The organism is Aestuariispira ectoiniformans (assembly GCF_025136295.1).
In the GTDB taxonomy this organism is placed as follows: domain Bacteria; phylum Pseudomonadota; class Alphaproteobacteria; order UBA8366; family Aestuariispiraceae; genus Aestuariispira_A; species Aestuariispira_A ectoiniformans.
In genome coordinates this window covers 1,775,749-1,789,955 of the sequence record NZ_CP062788.1, presented here as the reverse complement: position 1 = coordinate 1,789,955, position 14,207 = coordinate 1,775,749, and the positions used below count along the sequence as shown (strand labels likewise).

Genomic DNA, 14,207 nt, shown 5'->3' with positions numbered 1-14,207 from the left:
TCAGCAGCGTCTCGTTATTTGCTGTTGTCGGTCACAAGGAATATCGCGCGGCCGATCAACTCCTCCAGGGATCGCACATCCCGGGTGTTTTTCAGCTCGCCACCATCTGCGACAAGGGTCTGGCTCGTGCCGGGCTCGATCTTCACGTATTTACCACCCAGCAGGCCGTTACTGGTAATAGAGAGAACAGAATCTTCCGGTAGCCGGATACGGTCCTCGATCGACAGTTTGACAACGGCGCGGAACTGCTCGTTATCAACATACTGGTCGGTTACGGAGCCGACCTTCACACCGCCAATGCGGACGTCCGACCCCAGGGAGAGACCATCAATCGCGTTAAAACGCGCCGTGATCGAATAGCCGTCAACGGACTTAATATCGCTCAGGTTATAAGCGAAAACCAGGAAGACGCCCGCAACCATGAGGACGACGGCCCCGAGCACTGTTTCAATGATGCTGCGCTTCATTGCAATTCCCCTTCACTACCGGCGCCTTCTTCCGCTTTGTTTTTAAGGCGTTCCGCCCTGCGCTCCTCGCCCAGGACGACAATTTTTTCCAGCAATTCCTCTATGATAATGGAGTCTTGCGTATATTCGAACACATCGCCGTTGCGAAGCGATTCAAACTCCGCACCGGGCTCGATGCTGACATATTTCGCGCCAAACACACCGTCGCTTGCGATATTGGCAGCACTGTCATAGGGGATTTCCAGATCATCCCGCACAGATAAGGTCAGGATGGCGCTATAGTTTTTCTCATCGAAGCGCATCGCACTGACATCGCCGATTTTGATACCGGCCAGAAGCACAGGACTTCCGACGGTGATCCCATCGACGGAACGGAACCGTGCGGTCAGTTCCATCCCCTTGGTGTCACCGCCTTTTTGACTGTCGGAAACATAGCTCCAGACAAGAAACACAACGCCCAAGACAAAAACCAGGGCACCAACCCAGGTCTGCATCGTCTCTTTGCTGGTCTTCATCATGTCCCCCGCACCGGCACAGGCTTACTCAGGCTGCCACGCCTCATAGTCCCCGGTGGCTTTGGCGCGTTTACCGCCTTCCAGTGTGTGCCCCGGCGGACGGTAGGCAAGTTCGGTTCCGGTATAGTTTGCCTGATGCTGACGCTGCCACGGCTTCAGCGGAGTCGGCTGTGCCGGGAAGTCCTGAATGGTGTAGTGCAACCAGGCATGATGTTCCGGCGGCACGCGGCTGGCTTCGTCTTTTTCCTTATATAGAACCCAACGGCGACGGCGGGCACCGTCGCGCTGGCGACGTTGCTGGTAGTATTTGTTACCGAACTGGTCTTCACCCACCAGTTCGCCATTCAGCCAAGTGATCACACGGGTAATTGCGTTAGCCATGATGAGGCGCGCTCCACCTTCTTCAAAAATCAAATCGATCCTGTCCGGAAACGGACCGGCGGAATATGACACTCCCGCCCTGCTTCGTCCAGACTTCTTGCGTACTTATCCTGTATATGACCGGGTTTTAGCGACCGTGGGGATATGTAGAACCGACTGGGGGCCAATTCTGCACCGTCATGAAGTCTTCACAAGTCGAAATTCGAACTGTCCAGAACAGGACATAAATCTGCAATAATGCCCAAGTATCAGACCAGCAGACCGAGAATGTTTCTTGGACGAATTGACCCACCGCAGGCTCCCCGGCGGCAGCTCCGGGATTCCGCCATCCGCCATAGGATACCCGACACAAGATGTAGTGTTACGGCGTTTCAGAAACCGGCCCAAATCAAGCTTTCCAAGCACAGCAAGCGAATACTTAATTTTATTTAAAATTACTACATGTTGATAGTATTCACGAAAAAACACAAAATATGTTGCGACAGGAGTTATTTTGTGGCTAAATATTCCGGCTTGCATAGATGTAGTGTCCAACGGACGCTGGGGAGCGACCAGAGCTTGTGTTGACCACAAGATATTGGGCCAAATCATCGCAAGCGGGTACAAGGCATTTAAAGACACAATATCTGGGAAAAGGGGAATCCGGCATGCGGATTACGCGTCGTTTCACGCGAGTGGATGAGTCGCCTTACGAAGGGATTGAATTTCGTCTGGCTACCAGCGAAATCAAGAATCCGGATGGCACGATTGTTTTCAAGCTGGAAAACATAGAAGTTCCCACCTCCTGGAGCCAGGTCGCCTGCGACGTGCTGGCGCAGAAATACTTCCGTAAGGCCGGTGTCCCGACGCATCTGAAAGCGGTCAAGGAAAAGGATGTTCCCGAATTCCTGTGGCGCCATGCCCCCGATGACAAGGCACTGGCAGATCTGCCGGAAGAAGAACGCTTTGGCCCGGAAATGTCCGCCACCCAGGTCTTCAACCGACTGGCCGGCACCTGGACCTATTGGGGCTGGAAAGGCGGCTATTTCGATTCCGAAGACGATGCCAAGGCCTATTACGATGAAATGCGCTATATGCTGGCGCGTCAGATGTGCGCGCCGAACAGCCCGCAATGGTTCAACACGGGTCTGCATTGGGCCTATGGTATCGACGGCCCCAGCCAGGGCCATCACTATGTGGACTTCCAGACCGGCAAGCTGGTCAAATCCAAATCCTCCTATGAACATCCGCAGCCCCATGCCTGCTTTATCCAGTCCGTCAAAGACGACCTGGTGAATGAACGTGGCATCATGGATCTCTGGGTTCGTGAGGCGCGACTGTTCAAATACGGGTCCGGCACGGGGTCGAACTTCTCCGCCATTCGTGGTGGCGGTGAACAGCTCTCCGGCGGCGGCAAATCCTCCGGCCTGATGAGCTTCCTGAAAATCGGCGACAAGGCCGCAGGCGCGATTAAGTCCGGCGGCACTACCCGCCGCGCGGCGAAGATGGTCGTGGTCGATATTGACCACCCCGATGTGGAGGATTTCATCACCTGGAAGGTGACGGAAGAACAGAAGGTCGCCAGTCTGGTGGCCGGTTCCAAGCTCCACAACAAACATATGAATGAAATCATGGCTTCCTGCCATGACATGAGCCTGCCGGAAGAAGAACGCTTTGATCCCAAGGCCAACCCGGCCCTGAAACAGGCTATCAAGGCGGCCCGCGCGGTCATGATCCCGGAAAACTTCGTCAAACGGGTCATCGACTTTGCCAAGCAGGGCTACGCGCATATCGACTTCCCGATTTATGATACCGACTGGGATTCCGACGCCTATGCGACCGTCTCCGGCCAGAATGCCAACAACACGGTGCGCCTGACCGACGCCTTTATTCAGGCCGTTGTCGACGATGCGGATTGGAACCTGCTTCACCGGATCGATGGCAGTGTCGCGAAGACCGTACGTGCCCGCGACCTTTGGGAACAGATCGCCTATGCGGCCTGGGCCAGCGCCGATCCGGGGGTTCAGTTCGACACCACCATCAACGACTGGCATACCTGCCCCAATTCGGGCCGGATCAACGCATCCAATCCTTGCTCGGAATATATGTTCCTGGACGACACGGCCTGCAACCTCGCCTCGCTCAACCTCATGACCTTCCGTCGTGACGACAAGAGCTTTGACGTCGAGGCCTTTGAACATGGCGTGCGCCTGTGGACCATCGCCCTGGAGATTTCGGTGCTGATGGCGCAGTTCCCGTCCAAGGAAATTGCCGAACTGTCCTACAAATTCCGGACCCTGGGCCTGGGTTACGCTAATATCGGCGGACTGCTAATGGCCATGGGCCTGTCCTACGATTCAGATGAAGGCCGTGCGCTTTGCGGCGCAATCACCGCCGTGATGACCGGCGTGGCCTATGCTACCAGCGCGGAAATGGCCGGCCAGTTGGGAGCTTTCCCCGGCTATGCGGATAACCGCGATGCCATGCTGCGTGTGATCCGGAACCACCGGCGCGCGGCCCATGGCGAAAGTGAGGGTTATGAAACCCTTTCCGTCCCGCCGGTCGCGCTGGACCAGTCGAATGTTCCGCAGGCAGACCTGACCGAGGCCGCCGCAGCGGCCTGGGACAAAGCCTTGTCCCTGGGCGAAGAACATGGCTATCGCAACGCACAGGTCTCTGTCATCGCCCCCACCGGCACCATCGGTCTGGTGATGGATTGTGACACGACCGGGATCGAACCGGATTTCGCGCTCGTCAAATTCAAAAAACTGGCTGGCGGCGGTTACTTCAAAATCATCAACCGCACGGTCCCGGAAGCCCTCGGCAACCTGGGATACAGCCAGCAGCAGATCAAAGAGATCATCAGCTATGCGGTCGGCAACGGCACGCTGGATGGTGCGCCGAAGATCAATCATGAGACCCTGACCGAACGCGGTTTCACCAAAACCGAACTGGCGAAAGTGGAAGATGCCCTGGTCAGCGCCTTTGAAATCAAATTCGCCTTCAACCGCTGGAGCCTGGGTGACGATTTCTGCAAGGACGTATTGGGCCTCACCGACGAACAGTTGAATGATTTCTCCTTCGATATGCTGCGCCATATGGGCTTCTCAAGGGCCGATATCGACGCGGCGAATACCTATTGCTGCGGGGCGATGACCCTGGAAGGTGCGCCGCATCTGAAGGACGAACATCTGCCGGTCTTCGATTGCGCCAATCCCTGTGGCAAGAAGGGCAAGCGTTTCCTCAATACCGACAGCCATATTCTCATGATGGCCGCTGCACAGCCCTTTATCTCCGGTGCCATCTCCAAAACCATCAACATGCCGAATTCGGCGACGGTTGAGGAATGCAAGGAAAGCTATCTGCTGTCCTGGCGTCTGGGCCTGAAGGCCAATGCGCTTTACCGCGACGGCTCCAAGCTGAGCCAGCCGTTGTCCGCTGCCCTGCTGGACGATGAGGATCTGGCGGATGACCTGGCTGACGCCAGCCCCGCCGAAGCCGCCCCGGTCATCGCGGAAAAAATCGTCGAGCGTATCATCGAGAAACGGGCGGAGCGTGAAAAGCTGCCGCATCGCCGGAAAGGCTATACCCAGAAAGCCATCGTCGGTGGGCATAAGGTCTATATCCGCACCGGCGAATATGAAGATGGCAGCCTGGGTGAATTGTTCCTCGACATGCACAAGGAAGGGGCCGCCTTCCGCTCGCTGATGAACAATTTCGCCATCGCGGTTTCCATCGGCCTGCAATATGGCGTGCCGCTTGAGGAATTCGTCGATGCCTATACCTTCACCCGGTTCGAACCGCAGGGTCTGGTTGAAGGCAACGACACCATCAAAATGGCAACCAGTGTTCTCGACTACATCTTCCGGGAACTGGCAATCAGCTATCTGGGCCGCGACGACCTGGCGCATGTCCAGCCGGGCGACATGTATCCGGACGCCCTCGGTGCCGGTGAGAAAGAAAGCGCCGCCCCGGATGAACACGCCCAGGCGGTCGCCACCATCAAGGCGATCACCAGCCGCGGCTTCGTCCGGTCCAAACAGAATTTCAACATCGTCGCCAATCTGGCCAATGCCGCCAACGGCGATACGTCCCTGAACGACGGGATTACAGAAACGAAAACGACGGTCTCCGTGAAGGAGACAGTGGTCCAGGAGGTTGATACGCGCCTCGATCAAATCCGTGAAGCGCGTGCAAAAGGATACGAAGGTGATGCCTGCGGCGAATGCGGCAACTTCACCCTCGTCCGCAACGGCACCTGCATGAAATGTGTCACCTGCGGTGGCACAAGCGGGTGTTCGTAAGCCAGGAACAGTTCCTGGCACGGTGCTCCCTGTGACCTTGAAGGGGGGTCGGTTATCCGATCCCCCCTTTTTCGATCTTGCCTCCCTCCCCAAATATTCTACTCTGCCGGTTCATATTCACGGGCGGTTTCCAGGGAAGGGAAAGTCATATGACGGCTACGCATTTTCTGTTCGACATTGGCAATGTTCTGATCGACTGGAATCCCGCTCACCTTTTCAGCAAGATATTCGCCGACGATGAAGAGCGTGACTTCTTCCTGACCGAAGTCTGCCCCCAGGAATGGAATGTTGAACAGGACCGCGGACGCAGCTGGGCCGACGGCATTGCGGAGGCGAAATCCCGCCATCCGGAATATGAAAGTCAGATTCAGACCTATTGGGACCGTTGGATGGAAACCATCAACGGCCCCATCCAGGAAACCGTGGAGATGAAACGCAACCTGCGGGCGGCCGGATATCCGGTCTACGCGCTTTCCAACTATGCTCGGGAGACTTTCGCGCTGACGGAAGAGAAATACCCGTTCCTTAAAGAATTCGACGATCGGATTATTTCCGCTCATGAGGGGTTGATCAAACCGGACCCGGCCATTTTCCTGCTGGCGGAAGAACGGTTTAACCTGCCTCGGGAAACGACACTTTTCATCGACGACAGTGAGGCAAACATTGCCTCTGCACGCGAACTCGGCTTCATGACACACCACTTTAACGAGCCATCCGCCCTAAAAACGCATTTACGTGATTTAGGGATTGCGGCATGATGAAGTGATTGAAAATCAAGACATAAGGATATCATGGCCCCGGCACAGGAAATTTCACCGCCTGATATCAGCCCTTATGCCAAGGGTAATACAGGGTGCGACTATACTCACCGCTTCGAAAGCGGTGTCCCTGGTCCCCGCGTGTTTATTTCCGCAATCATCCATGGCAACGAGATCTGCGGCGCCATCGCACTGGATTATCTGTTAAGGCATGATATCCGCCCGGCCAAAGGCTGTCTGACCCTGTGCTTCGCCAATGTCGCCGCCTATGACACGTACGACCCTGCCCATCCGCACACCGCCCGCTTTGTTGACGAGGACATGAACCGGCTGTGGTCACCGCATATGCTGAGCGGGTCCCGCAAGTCATCGGAAATGAACCGCGCCCGCGCCCTGCTGCCGCTGATCCGGGAAACGGACAGCCTGCTCGACCTTCATTCCATGTCGGAAGATTGTCCGGCCCTGACACTGGCGGGGCGGCGCTCAAAGAATCTGGAACTTGCCCTCTCGTTGGGCCAGTCCCCCTTTGTGGTTCGCGATGACGGCCATGTGGCGGGCAAACGCCTGCGGGACTATGAACCTTTCGACCATCCCGAAAGCGAAAAGACCGCCTTGCTGGTCGAATGCGGCGCACATTGGAAATCGAAGACAGCGGATTTTGCCATTCAGACGGCGCTGGCCTTCCTCGACATGCACGGCATGTTGTCGGAAGAGGATGCCGCACGCCTCAACTTTCAACCGGCCACGGGCACCCCGAAAGTTCTGGACGTCACCCATACAATCACCACCGAAGGGGAAAATTTCTTCTTCACACGTCCCGTGCATTCCCTGGAATGTGTCCCGAAGTCAGGGACCGAAATCGGCGTGAACGGGGACCATACGGTCACGACCCCCTATGATAATTGTTACGTCATCATGCCACAGCCCGGCGCCCTCAAGGGAAGAACCGCCGCCCGCCTGGCCCGCCTCGTGGATCAGTAACGATTTGCCAATCTTTGCCGGCTACCATGAACAGTCATGGGAGACGGTAAAATGTTTGCGCGCATTGCCATAGGGTTTCTTCTTCTTTCATTGTCCGCTTTTCACGGCTATGCGGCGGAGAAGATTCTGGTATTCGGTGCGGTGAACTATCCCCCCTATGACATTCAGGACCCAGAAGATATCCACCCCGGCATTGATATCGAGATTCTGGAATACGCCATGACAGAGGCCGGGCGTCCGTTTGAAATCCGTTTCATGCCCTGGGCGCGCGCCCTGGCCTATGCACAGGAAGGCAAGATTTCGGGTCTTATTTCCTGTGGTGACGTCCCGGAAAGGCGGTCCTTTCTGGCCGTCTCCGATCCCACCAGCCAACTGACCCAGGCTTTGGTGGTGCGTGCAGACTATGCCGGTATGCAGCCGGAGAGGATCGAGGATTTTAACGCCATGGATATTCGTTTCGGGGCGGTCCGCGGCTATGCCGATGAAGGCCAGTTGAAACAGGCGGGCGTTCCTCACACAGTCCTGAATTCGACGGAAAGCGGCCTTCGCCTATTGATGATCGGGCGGATCGATGCCTTGTGGTCCGGCAAGGAAGCCATCCAGTTCATCGCCCGCAACATGAAAATCGGAGGCAAGGTCCGCTATCTCACCTTACAGGATAGGGAGCCCTATCTCTTTCGCGTTTGCCTGAGCCGGAAGTGGCCTGACTATGAGGCCATTCTGGCAGACTTCAACAAGGCCCTGCACAAGATGAGAGAGAGCGGCGTGCACCGGAAAATAATGTCATATTACCGTTAATGAACAACCGGTTTCTGGCCGGTACCGGCATTCGCGCTCATGCTGGCCGGGACAGTCAGACCCCAGTCCCCCTTTTTCACCGCCGCGATCAGAAGCTGCATGACGGCGCGCAAATCCTCTTCATTCATGGTGAAGGCCACATTCTTGTCATCCTGTTGTCCGGACAGGACAATCGTCACGCGCCCATCCTTCTGGGGCCTGAAGTCAACCTTGGTCACAAGCAAAGGGCCGTCCTGGAAATAGGGTTCTGCGCCCTGCTCTTTGTATGGAAGGGAAAAATTGGCCTTGGTCAGCGCCTGATCCTGCCGAAACTGGGATACGGCCTGACGCTGTTCCTCAGGCTGTGCTTTGGTACCGGCAAGATACGCAAAAAGCTTCTCGATAATTCCAAAGAGATTACTGGTCATCCGCCGCGTCAGCCACGCCCGGACTTCCTTGCCTTCCAGTTGCAGACGCAGAAACAGCCGGTCTTCATTGCCATCATAGGTAACGGTTATTTGTGACTGCTCTTCGATCATAAGTAAGGATATAGCGATTTTTCCGTTCGTTACCAGACCGCAGCATCCAGCGACACCGCAATATCGTCTTTATAACTTTGCATTGCAAAATGCGTATGGAAACGCACCACATTAGGGTCGTTGTCGAACAGGCGCTCGTTAATCCGCGCACATTCCTTCATATCGCGCAGCCGCAAAATCAGCACCACATCCGCCTCTCCGGTCACGCCATAGGCGTGCTGGACTGCCGGTTCATCCTGAAGGCGGCGGATGAAATCCTGCATATGCGCACGACCGTGCTTGTCCAGGACCACATGGATGATGGACGTCAGTCCGCGCCCCACCTTTTCCGGGTCCACCAGCGCCACCCGGCGGGTAATCACCCCTCTGTCTTCCAGACGCTTGACCCGGCGCAGACAACTGGACGGAGACATATGGACCTGTTTCGCAAGCTCCGCATTGGTGACATCCGCGTTCCGTTGAAGGATTTCCAAAATGCGCCTGTCTTGCGCGTCCATGATTAATTCATCCACATAGAATAAAAATTTTGGCTTATTATTGCACAATTACCTAATTTTTGACCACCAATTCCATCCCTTTTCCCATACACTCCGGCTTGGCGAACACCCAAAGGGGGGATGATCATGTTAGTGGGAACCAGTCGAAAAATTCTGACCGATACGGTAAAACTGTATCTGGACCTGTTGAAGATCATGGTACCAATCATGATCCTGGTCGAAATCGGTATCCGGCTTGGACTGGTCAAGGTCGTCAGCCATCTGCTGGCCCCCGTGATGGACCTCGTCGGCCTGCCTGCCGAGGCCAGTATTGTCCTCGCCACCAATATTCTGGTTGGCCTCTATGGCGGGGCCGCTGCACTGATCAGCCTGTTGCCGAATATGGACTATACGATTGTCGACGCCACGGTGATCGGTGGCATGATGCTGATGGCCCATTCCATGCCGGTGGAACAGCGTATCGTTCAAAAGACCGGCTGCAGCCTGCTTTTCACCACGCTTTTCCGGTTTGCCACTGCTTTTCTTTTCGGTTGGCTGTTACACAAGGCCTATACCCTGGTCGGCGGTTACAACGACGCTGCGGTCACCCTCTGGTCGGCTCAGCAGCCGGGTGAAGTCAGTTGGGCTGACTGGGCCTGGAACAGCGCCCAATCCCTGTTCATGATTTTCTGGATTCTGCTGGGCCTGGTCACCGGCCTGAAAGTAATGGAATTGACCGGCATTACCGCCCGTCTGACGCGCCTTCTGGCGCCGACGTTGTCGGTTGTCGGTGTGGGCCCCAACGCCGCACCGCTTGCGATGGTCGGTGTCCTGCTTGGCCTTGCCTTCGGGGGCGGCCTGATCCTGGCCGAAATCCGCAGGGGCCATCTGCGACCGCGCAGCATCTTCCTGTCATTGTGCTTCATGTGCCTGTGCCACAGCCTGATCGAGGATACGTTCATTATCCTTGCCCTGGGCGCGGACTGGGTCGGTGTGGTGCTGGGACGGCTGGCCTTTACCGTCGCCATCTGTGTTCCCTTGTCCATCTGGGTTCACAGCATGCCCGACCGCATTTTCTATCGTTACCTTTTCCGCCGTCCGAATGCCGATGAGGCCCTGGCGGCCACCTGAACCGACCGCATTTTGTTGCGCAAAATTGGAACCTCGCCTATATCCAGTGAATAGATTTCATTGGGGAAGGATTGGACTGTGTTCCTTGAATTATCGACATTTTTTGTGATCGCTATCGTCGTTCTGGCGATCCTTCTGGTTTTCATGGCGGTCAAAGTCGTGCCGCAGGGAATGGAATATACGGTCGAACGCTTTGGGAAATATACCAAGACCCTGACCCCGGGCCTGCATCTGATCACACCTTTCGTGGATCGCGTTGGCAGCGAAATCAATATGCGGGAAACCGTCCTCGATGTGCCCAGCCAGGACGTCATCACCAAGGACAACGCCATGGTCACTGCCGACGGCGTGGTCTTTTTCCAGGTGTTGGACGCTGCCAAATCGGCCTATGAGGTCAACAACCTCGAACGTGCGATCCTGAACCTGACCATGACCAACATCCGTACGGTCCTGGGTTCCATGGACCTGGACGAGTTGCTGTCCAACCGTGACGAGATCAACGCCCGCCTGCTGCATGTGGTGGATGAGGCAACCAATCCCTGGGGTATCAAGGTTACCCGGATCGAGATCAAGGACATTTCCCCGCCGACCGACCTTGTTGAGGCCATGGCCCGCCAGATGAAGGCCGAACGTGTCAAACGCGCCCAGGTCCTGGAGGCGGATGGTCTCAAGCAGGCAGCCATCCTGCGCGCCGACGGTGAGAAACAGGCCGCGATCCTGGAAGCCGAAGGCCGCCGGGAAAGTGCCTTCCGCGACGCAGAGGCCCGTGAGCGCGCCGCAGAGGCGGAGGCGAAAGCAACCGAAATGGTCTCTGCGGCCATCGCAAAGGGTGATGCCAAGGCGATCAACTATTTCGTGGCCCAGAAATATGTCGAAGCCCTGAGTGAATTTGCCAAATCACCACAGCAAAAAACCATGATCCTGCCGATCGAGGCGACCAGCACGCTGGGGTCACTGGCGGGCATTGCCGAAATCGCCAAGGACGCCCTGGGCGACAAATCCAAAGGCTAGGCACAGGACAACCGGGCAAAAGCCATGATCGAAACATTCATCAGCACTCTGGAATTCTGGCACTGGTTCATTGCGGGCGTTGCCTTCATGGTGCTGGAGTTGCTCTTGCCCGGCGTCTTCTTTCTGTGGATGGGGCTGTCGGCCCTGGCAGTGGGGGCGATTGCCTTCTTCTGGCCCGGCTTTCCCTGGCAGTTTCAACTGGTCACCTTCGCCGCACTCAGCCTGGTTTCCGTTATTTGCTACCGCAATTGGCAGAAGAAACATCCCGTCGAAAGCGCGGACCCCACCCTCAATCGGCGCGGCGCACAATATGTTGGCCGCACGGTGACGATCACAGAAGTCCTGGACGGCAACCGTGGCCGGGCAAAACTGGGCGACAGCCAGTGGCTTGTCGTCAATCAGGCCGCCACCCCGCTCAACAAAGACGAACAAATGGTCGTGACGGATGTCCAGGGCTCCACTTTGGTGGTCAAATCACCGGAAAAATAACTTCCAAAAATAGTGTACCCATCTGTTTTAAATCGAATAAATTGTAACGGGCCAATATTCCGATTGCCGCCATATCTCACCTTGCTAGTCTCCTGAACAACAACAAGAGATAGGGGGTACGGCACGATGACAGAAGATTTCCTGGCCCATTCCGGTGCGCTTTTCACCGCCTATGGCGCCTATGTCATCGGTGTCGCCAGTCCCGGCCCGGCCAACCTTGCCATCGCTTCCACCTCTGTCAGTCAGGGGCGGCGCAACGGCCTGCTTCTGGCGATGGGGGTCATCCTCGGTTCCGCCATCTGGGGGATCGTTGCGGCCTTCGGCCTGTCTGCCACATTGATGACATTGGGATGGGCGTTTACCGCCCTGAAGATTGTTGGCGGGATTTATCTGTTATGGCTTGCGGTGAATTCCTTCCGGTCTTCCCTGCGGTCCGATAGCATGCCGATGCCCCAGCCCTCAGAGAAGACACGCAATTATTTCCTGCGCGGCCTGCTGCTTCACCTGACAAACCCCAAGGCAGTCTTCGTGTGGCTGGCGATCATTGCCCTCGGCCTGAAACCCGACAGCCCTCTCTGGATGACCTTCGCCATTCTCATCGGCTGTGAGATTCTGGGATTGCTGATTTTCGGCGGCTATGCCCTGCTCTTTTCCACCAACACAGCCATCCGGGCCTATGCCCGCTTGCGTAGAGGTCTTGAAGCCTTCATGGCGCTGGCCTTTGGCATTGCCGGGATCAAATTGCTCACGGCGCGGCTTTAACGCGCCGCGTCCCGCTCCCGCAGTTCAGTTTTCAGGATCTTGCCATAGTTATTCTTGGGCAGGCTTTCCAGGAAGAGATAGTCCTTGGGCCGTTTGAAGCGCGCGATCTTCCTCAGGCATAGCGCGTCCAGCTCCTCCGCGCTCGCCTCCCCCACCACATAGGCAACGACGACCTCGCCCCATTCCGGATCGGCCCGCCCGATCACCGAGACTTCGCGCACCTTGGGATGGGTCAGCAATACCTCTTCCACCTCACGGGGATAGATATTCGTGCCGCCGGAAATGATGACGTCCTTTGAGCGGTCCTTGAGCGTGATGAAACCTTCATCGTCCATCACCCCCATATCCCCAGTGAACAGCCAGCCGTCACGGATAGTCTTGGCCGTGGCCTCCTCGTTGCGCCAATAGCCCAGCATGACAGGCGGTCCCTTCACGATGATTTCACCGCTTTCCCCCGGTGGCAGGGGATGTCCATCTTCATCCACGACCACAACTTCAACCGTACTGTTGGCAAGTCCGACCGACCCCAGCCGTTCCTCCCAACGCTCATGTTTCTGGTCCGCGATCACATGGCGGGTCAGCACCGTGATCGTCATCGGGCTTTCCCCCTGACCATAAATCTGGCTCAGATGCGGCCCCAGCCGCTGTAAGGCGGCCTTGGCGTCGGCCACATACATGGGCCCACCGCCATAGATGATGTTTTTCAGGCCAATGGCAGGCGCATCCAGTGGGCATTCCACCAGACGCTTGACCATAGTTGGGGCCGCAAACATGGAGCAATTCCCCCATTCGGCCCAAAGCTCAAAAATCTCAACCGGTTCAAAGCCACCGCTTTCGGGGATCACATTGACCCCCATATTGCAGATATGCGGCAGGGCATAAAGCCCACCCCCGTGGCTCAGCGGCGCGGCGTGGATGATGGCCTCGCCGGGGGCAACCGTATCGACGTCTGCCAGATAGCCAAGCGACATCGCCACCAGGTTGCCGTGGCTGAGCATCGCGCCCTTTGGCCTACCGGTCGTGCCACTGGTGTAGAAGAGCCAGGCGAGATCGTCCGCTGCGACCGATTGCAAGGGCATCGGCGCCTCATTGAACAGATCGTCATAGGCGTCTGAACCGATTTCAATCAGGTTGCGCAAGGTCGCGGGCTTATGGGCCGAAATCTCCGCAGCAAGGCTGTCGGAACAAAAACAAAGGGACGCCTCCGAATCCTCAAGGATGAAGGCCACCTCCGCGCCATGTAGCTTGGCGTTGACCGGAACGGCCACAAGCCCCGCGTGCCAGATCCCGAAAAGCACCTCCAGGTATTCAGGACAGTTCTTTGCGACCAGAGCAACGCGGTCACCGGGTTGCAGCCCATGGACCGAGCGAAAAGCACTGGCGAGACGGGCAGTGCGTTCCGCCAGCCGGCCGTAAGAGAGAAACGGCCTTGTCCCCATGGCAATCGCCGTCAAGTCACCATGCGCCATGCCGGCGCGCTGCAGCCAATGGGCCAAATTCATAATAACCCCCTGATCTTTCGTCTTTTATAACTTTATACAGCGCTAATTTTTAAAAATCACCTGACTCTTTTTGAGGCTCCATTCTTGATCTTTGATCCTCAACAGCGTAAATGTGATCACAAATAAGTTTTGCTG

The 14,207-nt window shown here is 56.5% G+C and carries 14 protein-coding genes; 8 read left to right on the top strand and 6 right to left on the bottom strand.

Features of this window, described 5'->3' with window-relative positions; translation table 11 throughout:
• Nucleotides 1-14: 14 nt before the first annotated feature.
• From mlaD to IF205_RS08590, 3 genes are read right to left on the bottom strand one after another with little or no spacing between them, the layout of a single operon-like run.
• Nucleotides 15-467: an outer membrane lipid asymmetry maintenance protein MlaD gene (mlaD, locus tag IF205_RS08600; protein WP_259782882.1), complete on the bottom strand. Its 453-nt coding sequence runs from the start codon at nt 465-467 to the stop codon at nt 15-17.
• Nucleotides 464-985 carry an MlaD family protein gene (locus IF205_RS08595; RefSeq protein WP_259782881.1) on the bottom strand — a complete coding sequence of 174 codons (522 nt, stop codon included), beginning with the start codon at nt 983-985 and terminating at the stop codon, nt 464-466. Before IF205_RS08595 ends, mlaD begins: the two co-directional genes overlap by 4 nt.
• A gap of 21 nt (nt 986-1,006) precedes the next feature.
• Nucleotides 1,007-1,363 (bottom strand): NADH:ubiquinone oxidoreductase subunit NDUFA12, encoded by a 357-nt coding sequence (locus tag IF205_RS08590; RefSeq protein WP_259782880.1) that lies wholly within the window; start codon nt 1,361-1,363, stop codon nt 1,007-1,009.
• Nucleotides 1,364-2,010: 647 nt separating this feature from the next.
• Between IF205_RS08590 and IF205_RS08585 the strand changes: the two genes are divergently transcribed.
• From IF205_RS08585 to IF205_RS08570, 4 genes are all read left to right on the top strand, one after another.
• Complete coding sequence (locus tag IF205_RS08585) at nt 2,011-5,646, top strand: vitamin B12-dependent ribonucleotide reductase (protein ID WP_259782879.1); 3,636 nt, start codon at nt 2,011-2,013, stop codon at nt 5,644-5,646.
• A gap of 149 nt (nt 5,647-5,795) precedes the next feature.
• The gene (locus tag IF205_RS08580; protein WP_259782878.1) at nt 5,796-6,404 is read left to right on the top strand and encodes an HAD family hydrolase; all 609 of its coding nucleotides are present in this window, start codon (nt 5,796-5,798) and stop codon (nt 6,402-6,404) included.
• Between the two features lie 33 nt (nt 6,405-6,437).
• Nucleotides 6,438-7,385 (top strand): M14 family metallopeptidase, encoded by a 948-nt coding sequence (locus IF205_RS08575; protein ID WP_259782877.1) that lies wholly within the window; start codon nt 6,438-6,440, stop codon nt 7,383-7,385.
• 51 nt (nt 7,386-7,436) lie between these two features.
• On the top strand, nt 7,437-8,183 hold the full coding sequence (locus tag IF205_RS08570) for a substrate-binding periplasmic protein (protein ID WP_259782876.1): 747 nt from the start codon (nt 7,437-7,439) through the stop codon (nt 8,181-8,183).
• On the opposite strand, the gene IF205_RS08565 is transcribed toward IF205_RS08570, so the two are convergent.
• Together IF205_RS08565 and IF205_RS08560 are read right to left on the bottom strand one after the other, a co-directional pair.
• Entirely contained in the window at nt 8,180-8,701 is a 522-nt protein-coding gene (locus IF205_RS08565) for a hypothetical protein (protein ID WP_259782875.1), read from the bottom strand. The two genes, IF205_RS08570 and IF205_RS08565, sit on opposite strands and share 4 nt — an antisense overlap.
• Before the next feature lie 29 nt (nt 8,702-8,730).
• Entirely contained in the window at nt 8,731-9,198 is a 468-nt protein-coding gene (locus IF205_RS08560; RefSeq protein WP_259782874.1) for an Lrp/AsnC family transcriptional regulator, read from the bottom strand.
• Nucleotides 9,199-9,324: 126 nt separating this feature from the next.
• Here IF205_RS08560 and IF205_RS08555 point away from each other — a divergent pair, with 126 nt between their 5' ends.
• The 4 genes from IF205_RS08555 (at nt 9,325) to IF205_RS08540 (ending at nt 12,570) form a co-directional block, all read left to right on the top strand.
• Nucleotides 9,325-10,308 (top strand): nucleoside recognition domain-containing protein, encoded by a 984-nt coding sequence (locus IF205_RS08555; RefSeq protein ID WP_259782873.1) that lies wholly within the window; start codon nt 9,325-9,327, stop codon nt 10,306-10,308.
• A gap of 78 nt (nt 10,309-10,386) precedes the next feature.
• Nucleotides 10,387-11,319: an SPFH domain-containing protein gene (locus tag IF205_RS08550; RefSeq protein ID WP_259782872.1), complete on the top strand. Its 933-nt coding sequence runs from the start codon at nt 10,387-10,389 to the stop codon at nt 11,317-11,319.
• A 24-nt stretch (nt 11,320-11,343) separates the two neighbouring features.
• Nucleotides 11,344-11,808 (top strand): NfeD family protein, encoded by a 465-nt coding sequence (locus IF205_RS08545; protein WP_259782871.1) that lies wholly within the window; start codon nt 11,344-11,346, stop codon nt 11,806-11,808.
• Between the two features lie 126 nt (nt 11,809-11,934).
• Nucleotides 11,935-12,570, top strand: coding sequence for a LysE family translocator (locus IF205_RS08540; protein WP_259782870.1), 636 nt, complete (start codon nt 11,935-11,937; stop codon nt 12,568-12,570).
• Here IF205_RS08540 and IF205_RS08535 read toward each other — a convergent pair.
• Nucleotides 12,567-14,072: an AMP-binding protein gene (locus IF205_RS08535; protein ID WP_259782869.1), complete on the bottom strand. Its 1,506-nt coding sequence runs from the start codon at nt 14,070-14,072 to the stop codon at nt 12,567-12,569. The two genes, IF205_RS08540 and IF205_RS08535, sit on opposite strands and share 4 nt — an antisense overlap.
• Nucleotides 14,073-14,207 lie beyond the last annotated feature (135 nt).